The sequence below is a fragment of the Enterobacter sp. 50793107 genome, from assembly GCF_001463365.1.
GTDB classification, from domain to species: Bacteria; Pseudomonadota; Gammaproteobacteria; order Enterobacterales; family Enterobacteriaceae; genus Enterobacter; species Enterobacter cloacae.
Genome location: NZ_LNII01000075.1, coordinates 42644 through 55985, shown reverse-complemented (window position 1 = coordinate 55985; position 13342 = coordinate 42644). Strand labels below are relative to the sequence as shown.

11 protein-coding genes are annotated in these 13342 nt (G+C 55.6%); 3 read left to right on the top strand and 8 right to left on the bottom strand.

Annotated elements, in window-relative coordinates; genetic code table 11:
- Positions 1-68 precede the first annotated feature (68 nt).
- The 4 genes from proY to phoB form a co-directional block, all read right to left on the bottom strand.
- Positions 69-1442: a proline-specific permease ProY gene (gene proY, locus APU11_RS10615; protein ID WP_020686369.1), complete on the bottom strand. Its 1374-nt coding sequence runs from the start codon at positions 1440-1442 to the stop codon at positions 69-71.
- Between the two features lie 81 nt (positions 1443-1523).
- A complete protein-coding gene (brnQ, locus tag APU11_RS10610; RefSeq protein WP_013095826.1) occupies positions 1524-2843 on the bottom strand; it encodes a branched-chain amino acid transporter carrier protein BrnQ in 1320 nt (439 codons plus the stop codon).
- Positions 2844-3252: 409 nt separating this feature from the next.
- Complete coding sequence (gene phoR / locus APU11_RS10605; protein ID WP_029883416.1) at positions 3253-4548, bottom strand: phosphate regulon sensor histidine kinase PhoR; 1296 nt, start codon at positions 4546-4548, stop codon at positions 3253-3255.
- 21 nt (positions 4549-4569) lie between these two features.
- On the bottom strand, positions 4570-5259 hold the full coding sequence (phoB, locus tag APU11_RS10600; RefSeq protein WP_010428026.1) for a phosphate response regulator transcription factor PhoB: 690 nt from the start codon (positions 5257-5259) through the stop codon (positions 4570-4572).
- Positions 5260-5446: 187 nt separating this feature from the next.
- On the opposite strand from phoB, the gene sbcD reads away from it, so the two are divergent.
- A complete protein-coding gene (sbcD, locus tag APU11_RS10595; RefSeq protein ID WP_058651619.1) occupies positions 5447-6652 on the top strand; it encodes an exonuclease subunit SbcD in 1206 nt (401 codons plus the stop codon).
- Positions 6649-9780, top strand: a complete 3132-nt coding sequence (gene sbcC / locus APU11_RS10590) for an exonuclease subunit SbcC (RefSeq protein WP_060578482.1) — start codon at positions 6649-6651, stop codon at positions 9778-9780. The genes sbcD and sbcC overlap by 4 nt, the downstream gene beginning before the upstream one ends.
- Positions 9781-9878: 98 nt before the next feature.
- On the opposite strand, the gene mak is transcribed toward sbcC, so the two are convergent.
- Complete coding sequence (mak, locus tag APU11_RS10585; protein ID WP_032618450.1) at positions 9879-10784, bottom strand: fructokinase; 906 nt, start codon at positions 10782-10784, stop codon at positions 9879-9881.
- A 123-nt stretch (positions 10785-10907) separates the two neighbouring features.
- On the opposite strand from mak, the gene rdgC reads away from it, so the two are divergent.
- Complete coding sequence (gene rdgC, locus APU11_RS10580) at positions 10908-11822, top strand: recombination-associated protein RdgC (protein ID WP_013095820.1); 915 nt, start codon at positions 10908-10910, stop codon at positions 11820-11822.
- A 46-nt stretch (positions 11823-11868) separates the two neighbouring features.
- Here rdgC and ppnP read toward each other — a convergent pair whose 3' ends face one another.
- The 3 genes from ppnP to yaiA all read right to left on the bottom strand — a co-directional run bounded on the left by ppnP (position 11869) and on the right by yaiA (position 13335).
- On the bottom strand, positions 11869-12156 hold the full coding sequence (gene ppnP / locus APU11_RS10575) for a pyrimidine/purine nucleoside phosphorylase (RefSeq protein ID WP_013095819.1): 288 nt from the start codon (positions 12154-12156) through the stop codon (positions 11869-11871).
- Positions 12157-12227: 71 nt separating this feature from the next.
- The gene (locus tag APU11_RS10570) at positions 12228-12905 is read right to left on the bottom strand and encodes an AroM family protein (RefSeq protein WP_013095818.1); all 678 of its coding nucleotides are present in this window, start codon (positions 12903-12905) and stop codon (positions 12228-12230) included.
- A 238-nt stretch (positions 12906-13143) separates the two neighbouring features.
- Positions 13144-13335, bottom strand: coding sequence for a protein YaiA (gene yaiA / locus APU11_RS10565; RefSeq protein WP_013095817.1), 192 nt, complete (start codon positions 13333-13335; stop codon positions 13144-13146).
- Between the last annotated feature and the right edge of the window lie 7 nt (positions 13336-13342).

The window sequence follows — 13342 nt, the reverse complement described above, 5'->3', positions numbered from 1 at the left end:
GATTATTGAGGGAGGAGAAAGGAGGAGGAGACAAAATTCCCTCTCCCACAGGGAGAGGGTATAAAATATTACTGCGCTTGCGCCAGCTGACGGTCGCGGCGGCATTTAAACACCCAACCCACCAGCAGCAGTACGATCCACGCACAGCCTACGTAGAGGGAAATACGGGTATCAGGATGGTAGCCAATCAGGCCGATGATAAACACCAGGAAGATCAGCCCAACGACGGTTGTCGCTACCCCGCCTGGCACTTTAAACTTCAGCGCTTTTGCCTCCTCAGGGGACAGACGGCGGCGGAACGCAATCTGCGACAGCAGGATCATGATCCACACCCACACGGTCGCGAAGGTCGCCAGAGAAGCGATCACCAGGAAGACGTTTTCCGGCATGATGTAGTTCAGGTAGACCGACAGCAGCAGCGCAACGGTCATCACCATAACCGTCACCCATGGCGTGCCGCGACGGGAGGTTTTGGCAAAGACCTTTGGCGCACTGCCCTGCTCTGCCATGCCGTGCAACATGCGGCCCACGCCAAAGACGTCACTGTTGATCGCTGACAGCGACGCGGTCAGGACCACAAAGTTCAGGATGCTGGCCGCAAAGGCGATGCCCATATGCTGGAAGGTCAGCACAAACGGGCTACCGTTGGTCCCCACCTGGTTCCACGGATAGATAGACATAATGACGAACAGCGTACCCACATAGAACACCAGAATACGCATCGGCACCGAGTTGATGGCGCGTGGAATGGATTTCTCCGGGTCTTTGGCTTCCCCGGCGGTGATCCCGATAATCTCAATCCCGCCGTAGGCGAACATCACCATCTGGAGCGACATCACCATGCCGAGCCAGCCGTTGCTGAAGAAACCACCGTTGCTCCAGAGGTTATGAATACCGGTTGGCTGGCCGCCGTTGCCGATCCCCCAGATGATGATGCCGAAACCGGCCACAATCATGATGATGATGGTGGCAACCTTGAAGAAGGAGAACCAGAACTCCAGTTCTCCAAAGACCTTCACGCTCATCAGGTTGACGGCGCAGATAATCAGCACCACGCTCAACACCCAAATCCAGTGCGGAACCGCCGGGAACCAGACGCCCATGTAAATGCCAAAGGCGGTGACGTCGGCAATGGCCACAATCAGAATTTCGAAGCAGTAGGTCCAGCCGGTGATAAACCCGGCCAGCGGGCCTAAATTCTCCTGCGCATAGCGCGAGAATGAACTGGCTGAAGGGTTATGAACCGACATCTCTCCCAGCGCACGCATGATGATATACGCCGCCACGCCGCCGATGATGTAGGCCAGCAGAACGCTTGGACCGGCCATTTTGATGGCATCTGCCGAGCCATAAAAAAGACCGGTACCGATAGCGGAGCCGAGCGCCATAAAGCGAATGTGGCGCGTGCTCAGCCCACGTTTGAGTTTGTTAGTGCTTTCCATTTAAATCTTGCCATTCAACACGAAAAAAACAAAAAACCACGGGGCCTTAAGCCCCGTGGTTAAACAGTTTGTTGCCGTTGATTAATGGGCGTTCGATGCGACCTGACGCCCTGCAGCACGGTCCCAGATAATGGCCAGAACCAGTGCAACAACGGTAGGCATCAGCCAGGCCAGACCTTGCTCAGACAGCGGCAGACGCTGTGTCCAGGCTGGCAGGATGTGAGCAAACGCTGATGCTTTAATCCCGTCAAGGATACCAAAAATCAGGCTGATAAACATGGCTGGCGCAATAATTCGCGAGGAGTTGTTCCACCACGGGCGCGTAAAGCTCAACACCACCAGCACGATACACGGCGGATAGATGGCCGTCAGCACCGGAATGGAGACCTGAATCAGGTGGCTCAGACCGAGGTTAGACACCGCCATGGAGAAGATGCCGAGGATGAATACCAGCGTGCGGTAAGAGAGTGGCAGATACTGCGCAAAGAACTCCGCACAGGCACAGGTCAGGCCAACCGCCGTCACCAGACAGGCCAGGAAGATCAGGGCCGCCAGCAGCATGCTGCCCGCACCGCCAAAGGTGTGCTGGACGTAAGCGTGCAGAATTGCCGCACCATTCGCGTTCTGATCGACCAGCGTGGCGCTATCGGAACCCAGGCGGAACAGCGCCAGATAGAGCAGCGTCAGGCCCACACCGGCCATCAGACCAGCCCAGATGGTATAGCGGGTCAGCAGACGCGCTTCGGTTACGCCACGAGAACGGGCAGCGTTCACGATAACGATACCAAACACCATCGCGCCCAGCGTATCCATGGTCAGATAGCCGTTCACAAATCCGTTAGAGAAGGCCGCGTTTTGATAGGCATCCATCGCGCTGCTGATAGGACCCGCAGGCCAGATAATGGCCGCAACCGCCAGCACGATCAGCGCGATAATTTTGAGTGGAGCCAGGAAGTTACCCACGGTATCCAGCAGTTTTCCCGGATAGAGGGAGACCAGAATCACAATAGCGAAGTAAACCAGACTGTAGATAAACAGCGGCATCGCACCGTCACCGGTCAGTGGCGCAATCCCCACTTCGAAGGAGACTGTCGCGGTACGCGGGGTCGCAAACAGCGGGCCAACGGCCAGATAACACACCGTTGCCAGCAGGACGCCAGCCACTTTACCAATAGGGGTGCTGAGGCTATCAACGCCGCCGCCAACTTTCGCCAGCGCAACCACGGTCAACACCGGCAGGCCCACGGCAGTAATCAGGAAACCAAATGCTGCTGTCCAGACGTGTTCACCCGCCTGTAAGCCAACCATTGGGGGAAAAATGATGTTGCCTGCGCCAACGAACAGCGCAAATGTCATAAAGCCCAGCGCGATGATGTCACGCGATTTTAAGTGATGGGTCATAAAACCTTACTGCCTGTGGATGTGGTGTTGAATATATTGAGATTTTCGCCATCCCCAATGGGACGATACAGCGGAAATTTTGCTCAATTTCAGCGGGATATGCTCCCGTCCTGGCGTGGAGAAGAATAGTTTTTCGATTTACCACGCAAATACAGTCGGTCTGACAGTATCTGGGGGGCAATTTAAACGCTTATAACGTTTAAAGGCAAGGAGGGATCGTAAAACCAGAACAATATGCCAGCATAAAAATACCAACCAGAATAATTCGCTAATATCATGAAAAAGCCATGGCTAATCATGCGAACAAAAAAGCACCAGCCGTATAAAATTCATTCGCGTTTCGCTTTACTGCAAAGCAAACGGGCCAGCAATAGCTGGCCCGTGGAAAGGTAAAATGACACACCCGCCGTCAGGCGATCTTTTTGGCAATTAATCGTTCCGGTATAACGAAACTGAAACGGGTTCCTTTGCCCAGCGTGCTTTGAATATCGAGGCGGCTTTCATGGTGATTCACCGCGTGCTTCACAATGGCCAGCCCCAGCCCGCTACCCCCCGTTTGCCGGGAACGGGCTTTATCTACCCGGTAAAACCGCTCGGTCAGACGTGGAAGATGCTCAGGCGCAATGCCCGGCCCGTTATCCTCGACGCTAAACTCGGCCCCCGTTGGTGTCTGCTGCCAGCGCACCATAATATCCGTTCCTTCCGGGGTATGATTAACCGCGTTATAGACCAGGTTAGAGATAGCACTCCGCAGTTCATCCTCGCTCCCGAGCACCTTCAGACTGTTATCGACGTCAAAGGTCAGATGATGTTTTTTATGGCTTAAGGTTTGCGCTTCGCGCTCCACTACCCGCAGCATCATCGGTACGTCGATAGTGTCATTTAAGGCAAGCGTCGGAGCCGCCTCAATCTTCGACAGCGTCAGCAGCTGTTTCACCAGCCCTTCCATACGGTGCGTCTGCTCGCGCATGGTATGCAGCGCCTTCTCACGCGGCGCACCTTCAAGCGTCTGCTCCTGCATCATCTCCAGATAGCCCTGCAGCACCGTCAGCGGCGTGCGCAGCTCGTGGCTCACGTTGGCGAAGAAGTTGCGTCGTGCCCCTTCCAGCTGGTGCATCTGGGTGACGTCGCGCGCCACCATCAGCCATTGCCGATCGCTGTAGGGCATTACACGTATTTCAAGATGGCGGCCATTGTTGAGCTTCAGATTATGCGGACGCGTGAAATCACGTTTTTTCAGATACTGCGTGAACTCCGGATAACGCAGAAGGTTGAGGATATTCTGGCCATTATCGTCCGGCCAGCGCAGGCCCAGCAGCTGTTGGGCGAGACCGTTACACCAGAAGATTGTCCCCTCTTCCGTGGTCAGAATCACCGCATCCGGCAGCGATTCCGCACCGCTGCGAAAGCGTTTAATCAGGCTTCCCAGCTCGCGACGGCGCTTTTTATTACGCATCTGCATCTGGTGCAGGCCGTAAAGCAGAGGCTCCCAGCTCCCGCTTCCTGGGGGAGGCGTCATACTTCTGTCAACCCACAACCACCAGGAGAGGCGCAGTAAGTTCCAGAAATGCCAGATCAGCAGCCCGGTCACAGACGCCAGCAGAAACCACGGCAGGTATCCAAGAAAGGCCCCCAAAATGAAGGCCGGAATACAACATAAGATCAGTTCAAAGACGAGCCTTTTCCATGACAGACGTTCCAGCACGCGTCACACTCCTGTCATTGTTCAGAAACGGGTAGAAAAACGATAACCCGTGCCGCGGACCGTCTGTACCATGCGATCGTGGCCGCTCAGTTCCAGCGCTTTACGCAGGCGGCGGATATGTACGTCAACCGTCCGGTCTTCGACATACACGTTAGTTCCCCAGACGTTATTCAGCAACTGCTCGCGGCTGTAAACACGCTCCGGGTGAGTCATAAAGAAATGCAGGAGTTTGAATTCGGTAGGCCCCATGTCGAGGGGATTTTCGCCCGTCATAACACGGTGCGAGGTGGGATCAAGGCTCAGGCCCTGCATCTCAATGACCTCTTCCACCGCCATCGGTGAAATACGGCGCATCACAGCTTTAATACGGGCAACCAGCTCTTTCGGTGAGAAGGGTTTGGTAATGTAATCATCCGCGCCGGTCTCAAGGCCGCGCACGCGATCTTCCTCTTCACCGCGCGCGGTAAGCATGACAACGGGGATATCGCGGGTCATCGCTTCACGCTTGAGGTGTTTGATAAACTGCAGTCCGGAGCCGCCAGGCAACATCCAGTCAAGCAGGATCAGATCGGGCCAGGGTTCATTCAGCTGGTTCACCGCGCTGTCATAATCTTCCGCTTCGACCGGCTGGAAGCCATTTTGTTCGAGCACGAAGCACACCATTTCACGAATTGGAGCTTCATCTTCTACGACCAGAATACGTCTCGCCATACTTTGCCCTGTCTTATCTTATTTAAGTTACAAGTTTGTAATGCGGCGTCATTATGCGTCAGATTTATGACAGATTTATGAAAAACAGTACCACGTAAAATGGCAAACTGTTGTTTTATTACAGCGGTTATTTTCCAGCTTCTGAAAGTTTATAATCCCCATTCCCTTTTTTTGCCACGGATTCGCTATGCGCATATTACACACCTCGGACTGGCATCTGGGTCAAAACTTTTACAGCAAAAGCCGGGCAGCGGAGCATGAAGCGTTCCTGAACTGGCTGCTGGACACGGCCCGATCGCACGAGGTGGACGCGATTATTGTTGCGGGTGACATTTTTGATACCGGTTCGCCGCCAAGCTATGCGCGTGAGCTCTACAACCGCTTCGTGGTAAATCTGCAACAAACCGGCTGTCATCTGGTGATTGTCGCCGGTAACCACGACTCCGTCGCAACGCTGAATGAATCCCGCGATATCCTGGCCTTCCTTAACACGACCGTGGTAGCCAGCGCCGGTCATGCGCCGCAGATCCTGAAAAAACGTGACGGTACACCGGGAGCGGTGCTGTGTCCGGTGCCCTTCCTGCGCCCACGCGATATCGTGCAAAGCCAGGCGGGGATGTCCGGCGGGGAAAAGCAGCAGCATCTGTTGCAGAGCATCACGGACTATTATCACCAGCAACATACGGATGCCTGCGCCCTGCGCGGCGAACAGGCCATTCCGGTGATTGCCACCGGGCATCTTACTACCGTCGGCGCCAGTAAAAGTGACGCGGTGCGTGACATCTATATTGGTACGCTGGACGCCTTCCCGGCGCAAAATTTCCCGCCAGCGGATTATATCGCGCTCGGGCATATTCACCGGGCGCAGGTCATCGGCGGCTGCGAGCACATTCGCTACTGCGGCTCGCCCATTGCGCTCAGTTTTGATGAGACCGGCAAAGCCAAATGTGTGCACCTGGTGAGCTTTAATGAGGGCAAACTCAGTGCCGTGGAGTCGCTGGAGGTTCCCGTCACCCAACCGCTGGCGGTGCTGAAGGGCGATCTGGCGGCGATTACCGCCCAACTGGAGCAGTGGCGCGGTGTCGAACAAAATCCGCCCATCTGGCTGGATATTGAAATCACGACCGACGACTACCTGCATGATATGCAGCGTAAAATTCAGGCGTTGACGGAAGATCTGCCCGTCGAGGTCTTACTGGTTCGCCGCAGCCGCGAACAGCGCGAGAAAATTCTGCTGGGTGCGCAGCGTGAAACGCTCAGCGAACTGAGGGTGGAAGAGGTATTTGAACGCCGACTGTCGCAGGAAGAGATTGACGACACCACGCGCGCAAGGCTGAACGAGCTGTTCCTTAATACCCTGCACGCGCTCAGCGATGAGGAAGAAAACGCATGAAAATTCTGAGCCTGCGTCTGAAAAACCTCAACTCCCTTAAGGGCGAGTGGAAAATTGACTTTACCGCCGAGCCGTTTGCCAGCAACGGGCTGTTCGCCATTACCGGCGCGACCGGTGCCGGGAAAACGACCCTGCTCGACGCCATCTGTCTGGCCCTTTACCACGAAACGCCGCGTCTGCAAAAAGTCTCCCAGGCACAAAACGACCTGATGACCCGCGATACCGCCGAGTGCCTGGCCGAGGTGGAGTTTGAGGTAAAAGGCATAGCGTATCGTGCGTTCTGGAGCCAGAACCGCGCGCGCAATCAGCCAGATGGAAACCTGCAGGCACCGCGCGTTGAACTGGCGCGTTGTGAAGACGGTAAAATTCTGGCAGATAAAGTGACGGACAAACTGGAGCAAACCGCCGCGCTCACCGGGCTGGATTATAGCCGTTTTACCCGTTCAATGTTGCTCTCCCAGGGGCAGTTTGCCGCCTTCCTCAACGCTAAACCGGGCGATCGCGCCGAACTGCTGGAAGAGCTGACCGGCACCGAGATCTACGGTCAGATCTCAGCGATGGTGTTCGAGAAACATAAGGCCGCCCGTAACGCGCTTGAGATGTGCGAGGCGCAGGCCGCAGGGGTGGTGCTACTGAGCGAAGCGCAACAGCAGCAGTTACAGCAGAGTTTGCAGGCACTTACTGACGAAGAGAAAACCCTGCTGACTCAGCAGCAGAACCAACAGCGCGATTTTCAGTGGCTGACGCGCAACGACGAGCTTATTCGAGAGCAGCAGCGGGTTATGCTCCTGCAACAGCAGGCGCAGCAGGCTCTGACCGACGCCGCGCCTGAGCTGGCCAAGCTCCAGCTTGCGCAGCCCGCCGCCCAGCTTCGCCCCCTGTGGGATAGCCAGCAAGAACAAACCACGCGCCTCGCGCAGACAAAGCAGCGCATTGTCGAAGTAAATACTCGCTTACAGGCCAAAGCCGCGCAGCGCTCACGCATCCGTCATACGGCGCTGCGTACCCATGCGCAATTGCAGAGTGACCTTACGATCCAGGCAACATGGCTGGCGGAGCATGAACGTTACCGCGTGTGGGGCCAGGAGATTGCTGGCTGGCGCGCCCATTTTGCGCAGTTGAACCGCGATAAACATCAGATTGCCACGCTTGCAGCCCGTATTGCTGAATTACGTCAGAAGCTCGCCGGGATGCCGGAAAACCCCCTGACGCTGACGGCGGATGACGTGGCAGCGGCAATGGAGCAACAGTCCCGGTCACGCCCTTTACGCCAGCGCCTGACCACGCTTCATGCCCGCTATCAGCCGCTGCAAAAACGGCTGCAAGAGAACGCGGATACCCGGCAAAAAGCGCAGTCCGAGCAGGTAAAACTCAATGAAACGCTGACGCTGCGCCGCCAGCAGTACAAAGAAAAAAACCAGCACTATGTCGATTTGAAAGCATTGTGTGAAAGCGAAGCGACGATCAAAAAGCTGGAAAGCTACCGCTCGCAGCTTGAGGCCGGAAAACCCTGCCCACTGTGCGGCTCCAGTGAACATCCCGCGATTGAGACGTATCAGGCGCTTGAGCTCACCGATAACCAGCGGCGCCGGGACGCGCTGGAAAAAGAGGTCGTCGCGCTTAAAGAGGAGGGTCTGCTGGTGCTGGGACAGGTCAATGCCCTGACGCAGCAGATCCAGCGAGCAACAGACGAAGCGCAGGCGCTCTCTCAGGAAGAGCAAGCACTCACTAAAGAGTGGCAGGAGGTCTGTGCAGACCTGAATATCTCGTTGAATATTCAGGAAGATATCGCCCCATGGATGAACGAACAGGAACAGTACGAACGTCAGCTCTATCAGCTCAGCCAGCGCCTGACGCTGCAAAACCAGCTTAACGAACAGCAAGCGCAGGAGCGTCAGTACCAGCAGCAGCTGTCGGCTACGCGTCAGGCACTGGAAAACGCCCTGCTCGCGCTGTCGCTGTATGTTCCTGAAGAGGGGGAAGAGACCGCCTGGCTGTACGCCCGGGAAACGGAATTCAGCCTGTGGCAGGAAAAACAGACGCAGTATGCTGCGATTCAGGAGCGCATTAATACCCTGAAACCGCTGCTCGACACGCTTCCGCCAGGCGATGACACCGAGGCAGAACCGGCCATTCCTGAGAACTGGCGCGAGATCCACGACGAATGCCTGTCCCTGCAAAGCCAGCTTGCCACCCTGCAGCAGCAGGAGAGTCTGGAAAGCGAGCGGCTACAACACGCCACAGCGCAATTTGCCACCGCGCTGGCGGCAAGCTGCTTCGCCGATCGCGAGGCCTTTCTCGCCGCGCTGCTGGATGAGGAGACCATCCGCCGTCTTGAACAACGCAAGCAGACGCTGGAGAGCCAGCTTCAGCAGGCAATTGCGCTTAGCGGGCAGGCTGAACAGCAGCTACAGGCCCACCAGCATCAGCAACCGGAAGGGCTGGACGCCGACGCGCAAACCCTGCATGCGCAGCTACAGCAGTTGGCGCAGCAGCTTCGTGAGAACACCACTCATCAGGGGGAGATCCGCCAGCAGCTTAAGCAGGACAGCGATAACCGCCAGCACCAGCTGGCGCTGATGCAGCAAATTGACGAGGCCTCACGTCTGGCCGAGGACTGGGGTTATCTGAATGCGCTGATAGGCTCCAGCACCGGCGACAAGTTCCGTAAATTCGCCCAGGGTCTGACGCTGGATAATCTGGTCTGGCTCGCTAACCAGCAGCTTAACCGCCTGCACGGGCGCTATCTGCTGCAGCGTAAAGTCAGCGACGCACTGGAGCTGGAGGTGGTCGATACCTGGCAGGCCGATGCCGTACGCGATACCCGCACGCTTTCTGGCGGCGAAAGCTTCCTCGTCAGTCTGGCGCTGGCGCTGGCACTTTCCGACCTGGTGAGCCACAAAACGCGAATCGATTCGCTGTTCCTGGATGAAGGTTTCGGCACGCTCGACAGCGAGACGCTGGACACCGCGCTGGATGCGCTCGACGCGCTGAATGCCACCGGGAAAACCATCGGCGTGATAAGCCACGTCGAGGCTATGAAGGAGCGTATTCCGGTGCAAATCAAAGTGAAGAAGATTAATGGACTGGGGTATAGCAGGCTGGATAAGGAGTTTGCGGTGCAGTGAAAGGCGGATCGGCGCGGTCTGGTGCCCTCACCCTGGCCCTCTCCCACAGGGAGAGGGTACAAACATAAAAAACCGCAACGTGCGTTGCCGTTTTGCTTTTATTCCGGCCATAACCACGCTGCGCCGCGCACGCCGCTGGAGTCACCGTGGACGGCTTTACGGATTGGGGTTTCACACTCGCCGCCGAAGACCCACTGTTTGACGAGAGCAGGCACCGTCGCGTACAGCCGGTCAACGTTGCTCATCCCACCGCCCAGCACAATCACATCAGGATCGAGAATGTTCACCACATGCGCCAGCGATTTCGCCAGGCGCATTTCGTAGCGGCTCAACGCCAGTTCCGCCACGGGATCCTGCTCCTCAACCAGACGCATGATCTCGTTACCCTTAAGCGGCTGACCGCTCAGGCGGTGGTAATCGGTGGCAAAACCGGTGCCGGAGATAAACGTCTCAATACAGCCCTGCTTTCCACAGTAGCACGGCACTTCAGTACGGTATTTAAGTTCGTCTTCATCCATCCATGGCAATGGGTTATGTCCCCACTCGCCTGCCGTACCGTTACCGCCAATATGCGCACGCCCGCCGAACGCCACACCGGCCCCGCAGCCGGTACCGATGATGACAGCAAAAACGGTCTGGGCACCGGCCGCCGCACCGTCAATCGCCTCTGATACCGCCAGACAGTTCGCATCATTTGCCAGACGCACCTCACGCTGCAGACGCGCGCTCAAATCTTTATCAAAAGGCTGGCCATTGAGCCAGGTGGAGTTGGCATTTTTCACCACCCCGGTATAAGGCGAAATGGACCCGGGAATGCCCATCCCGACGGAGCCGGTCTGTCCTGTCGCCTGCTCTGCCATCTCAACCAGCCGGGCAATCGTCTCGATAGTCTGGTGATAATCGTCGCGCGGCGTGGGCAGGCGGTGACGGAAAAGCTGCTCCCCCTGCTCGCTCAGTGCGATAACTTCAGTTTTGGTGCCGCCCAAATCAATCCCAATACGCACAAGACTCTCCTCATTATTTTGATTATCAACAGAGTAGAAGCACGCTTCCCGATTAGCAATGCAAGCGATGCGACAATTCGTTATCATGCCCGCTGATTTAACGACAAGGCCGTGGAAATTATCATGCTGTGGTTCAAAAATTTGATGGTTTACCGTCTCAGCCGCGACGTTTCGCTGCGTGCAGAAGAGATGGAAAAACAGTTAGCCGCTTATACCTTTTCCCCTTGCGGAAGCCAGGATATGGCAAAAACCGGTTGGGTTCCGCCAATGGGTTCACAAAGCGATGCCCTGACCCACGCCAGCAGCACGGGTCAAATCATCGTTTGCGCCCGTAAAGAAGAGAAAATCCTGCCCACGCCGGTGGTGAAGCAGGCGCTGGAAGCGAAAATTTTCAAGCTTGAAGCCGAACAGGGCCGCAAGCTGAAAAAGACCGAAAAAGATTCCCTGAAAGACGAAGTGTTGCACTCCCTGCTGCCGCGCGCGTTTAGCCGCTTCAGCCAGACCATGATGTGGATCGATACCGTCAACGGGCTGATCATGGTGGACTGCGCCAGCGCCAAAAAAGCGGAAGATACGCTGGCCCTGCTGCGTAAGAGCATCGGCTCTTTGCCGGTGGTTCCACTGGCGCTGGAAACGCCTATCGAGTTAACCCTGACCGAATGGGTTCGCAGCGGCACGGCAGCGCAAGGGTTCCAGATCCTCGATGAAGCCGAACTGAAAGCCCTGCTTGAAGATGGCGGTGTCATTCGTGCGAAAAAGCAGGATCTGGTGAGCGATGAGATCGCCGTCCACATTGAAGCAGGCAAAGTGGTCACTAAACTGGCGCTCGACTGGCAGCAGCGTATTCAGTTTGTGATGTGTGACGATGGCTCTGTTAAGCGCCTGAAGTTCTGCGATGAACTGCGCGATCAGAACGAAGATATCGATCGTGAAGATTACGCCCAGCGCTTTGATGCGGACTTTATCCTGATGACCGGCGAGCTGGCCGCGTTGATTCAAAATCTGGTAGAAGGCCTCGGCGGCGAAGCGCAGAGATAATTTCGTCTCAACCTGACCCTCTCCCCAACGGGGAGAGGGAAGAAGATTATTTCAGATAGCGGCACAGATAAGAGGTCGGTTCAGCAACCTGCAGATGGAACTCACTGTGGCCAGGGACGTTGAAAACTTCGCCGGCAGAGTAAACTTTCCATTCCGTTTCACCCGGCAGTAAGACGTTAAGCGCACCACTTACCACCGTCATCTCTTCAGCTTCGGCCGTACCAAAGGTGTACTCCCCTTCAGCCATCACGCCGACACTGGCGCGGCCAGTGCTGCTGCTGGTAAAACCAATGGATTTCACTTTACCGGAAAAGTATTCGTTACTTTGAAGCATGAACTGGCCCTTATATTTTTAGATAAAAATTCACTATAGGGGCCATGCTCATGACCTGTCACGCAAAATCATCAGGTAAGGAGTTCTGAGGCCAGACGCGCCATCAGAACGTTCGACAACAGTACCGGCACATCCAGCGCTTTTTGCAGTAGATCGCGGTGATGCTGGTGGAACCCCAGGCAGTCGAGGATCAACACATCGGCCCCGCGCTCCAGTAGCTCCTTCCCGGCCGCAATGAGTTTGGCCTCACTGTCCCAGAAAGGATTGGCCAGCGCATACAGGGGCGTTTTTTCAAGCACGTGCCATTTTGCTTCCTGGTTGTCCATGAGTTCTTCAATGGGCACAATCACCCCCACCTGGTGTCCGTCCACAATGGATGCCACCAACGGCGGAATGATTCGCATCGGCTCGAGTAAAATCGCATTACGCGCCATGAGTCCCTTAATGGGAGCAGTACTCATCAGCAAAATAACGTCATACTCTTGATTATCGAGCACTTCTATTACTGCCTGCAGCGAGCGCTCAATTTTCTGTCGTGAAACATGCGCCAGTTTACCGTCGCTTAATAACGTCGCCAGGGGATCCTCCCCCGCCTCTACAGCGTAGTCCTCCATGACCTCTTCCCGGCTCATCTTCCCCAGCAGGCTGAGATGCGTGATCTGTTGTTCAGATACATGCTCGGTTAAGAGCGGTAACACTTCGCTTACAGGGACCACACCAATAGTGATGATCGCCAACGTTGCCTTCATCGTCTTCGCCTTCCATTACTACAAAAACTTATTACACAGGTACAGGCTCACTACGCTGCACAGTTCGTTTTTTCAACAAAACAGCACCAAGCGTAGCAGGTGATCTCCATCCCGAAATGTAAAGATCACCTGCCGGTAACGGAGCTACCTGTAATAACTAAATATTAACTCCTGCTTAACATTAGCGATGAGTAAAAAGTGTGATTCAGGCACGGTATTGGAGCGTTTAGGAAAACATTTATGACTTATCGGGATCTTCGTAGCGCCGTTTCGCATCCAGCGCTTCCTGTTCAGTCTCATGTTCACTGATGAGAGAGTCGGGTTTAGGGTGATCGGCACGCAGTTGATACCAGGTCACGGTTTGATCGCCATTGCCTTTTTCAACGGTAACAATACGTGCTTCACGCGGATAGGGAGGTCTGGTTGGCATAGCTCAT

Coding starts and splice junctions, on each gene's coding strand:
- sbcC (WP_060578482.1), top strand. CDS start 6,649: ATGAAAATTCTGAGCCTGCGTCTGAAAAACCTCAACTCCCTTAAGGGC.
- sbcD (WP_058651619.1), top strand. CDS start 5,447: ATGCGCATATTACACACCTCGGACTGGCATCTGGGTCAAAACTTTTAC.
- phoB (WP_010428026.1), bottom strand. CDS start 5,259: ATGGCGAGACGTATTCTGGTCGTAGAAGATGAAGCTCCAATTCGTGAA.
- ppnP (WP_013095819.1), bottom strand. CDS start 12,156: ATGCTTCAAAGTAACGAATACTTTTCCGGTAAAGTGAAATCCATTGGT.
- APU11_RS10570 (WP_013095818.1), bottom strand. CDS start 12,905: ATGAAGGCAACGTTGGCGATCATCACTATTGGTGTGGTCCCTGTAAGC.
- brnQ (WP_013095826.1), bottom strand. CDS start 2,843: ATGACCCATCACTTAAAATCGCGTGACATCATCGCGCTGGGCTTTATG.
- rdgC (WP_013095820.1), top strand. CDS start 10,908: ATGCTGTGGTTCAAAAATTTGATGGTTTACCGTCTCAGCCGCGACGTT.
- proY (WP_020686369.1), bottom strand. CDS start 1,442: ATGGAAAGCACTAACAAACTCAAACGTGGGCTGAGCACGCGCCACATT.
- yaiA (WP_013095817.1), bottom strand. CDS start 13,335: ATGCCAACCAGACCTCCCTATCCGCGTGAAGCACGTATTGTTACCGTT.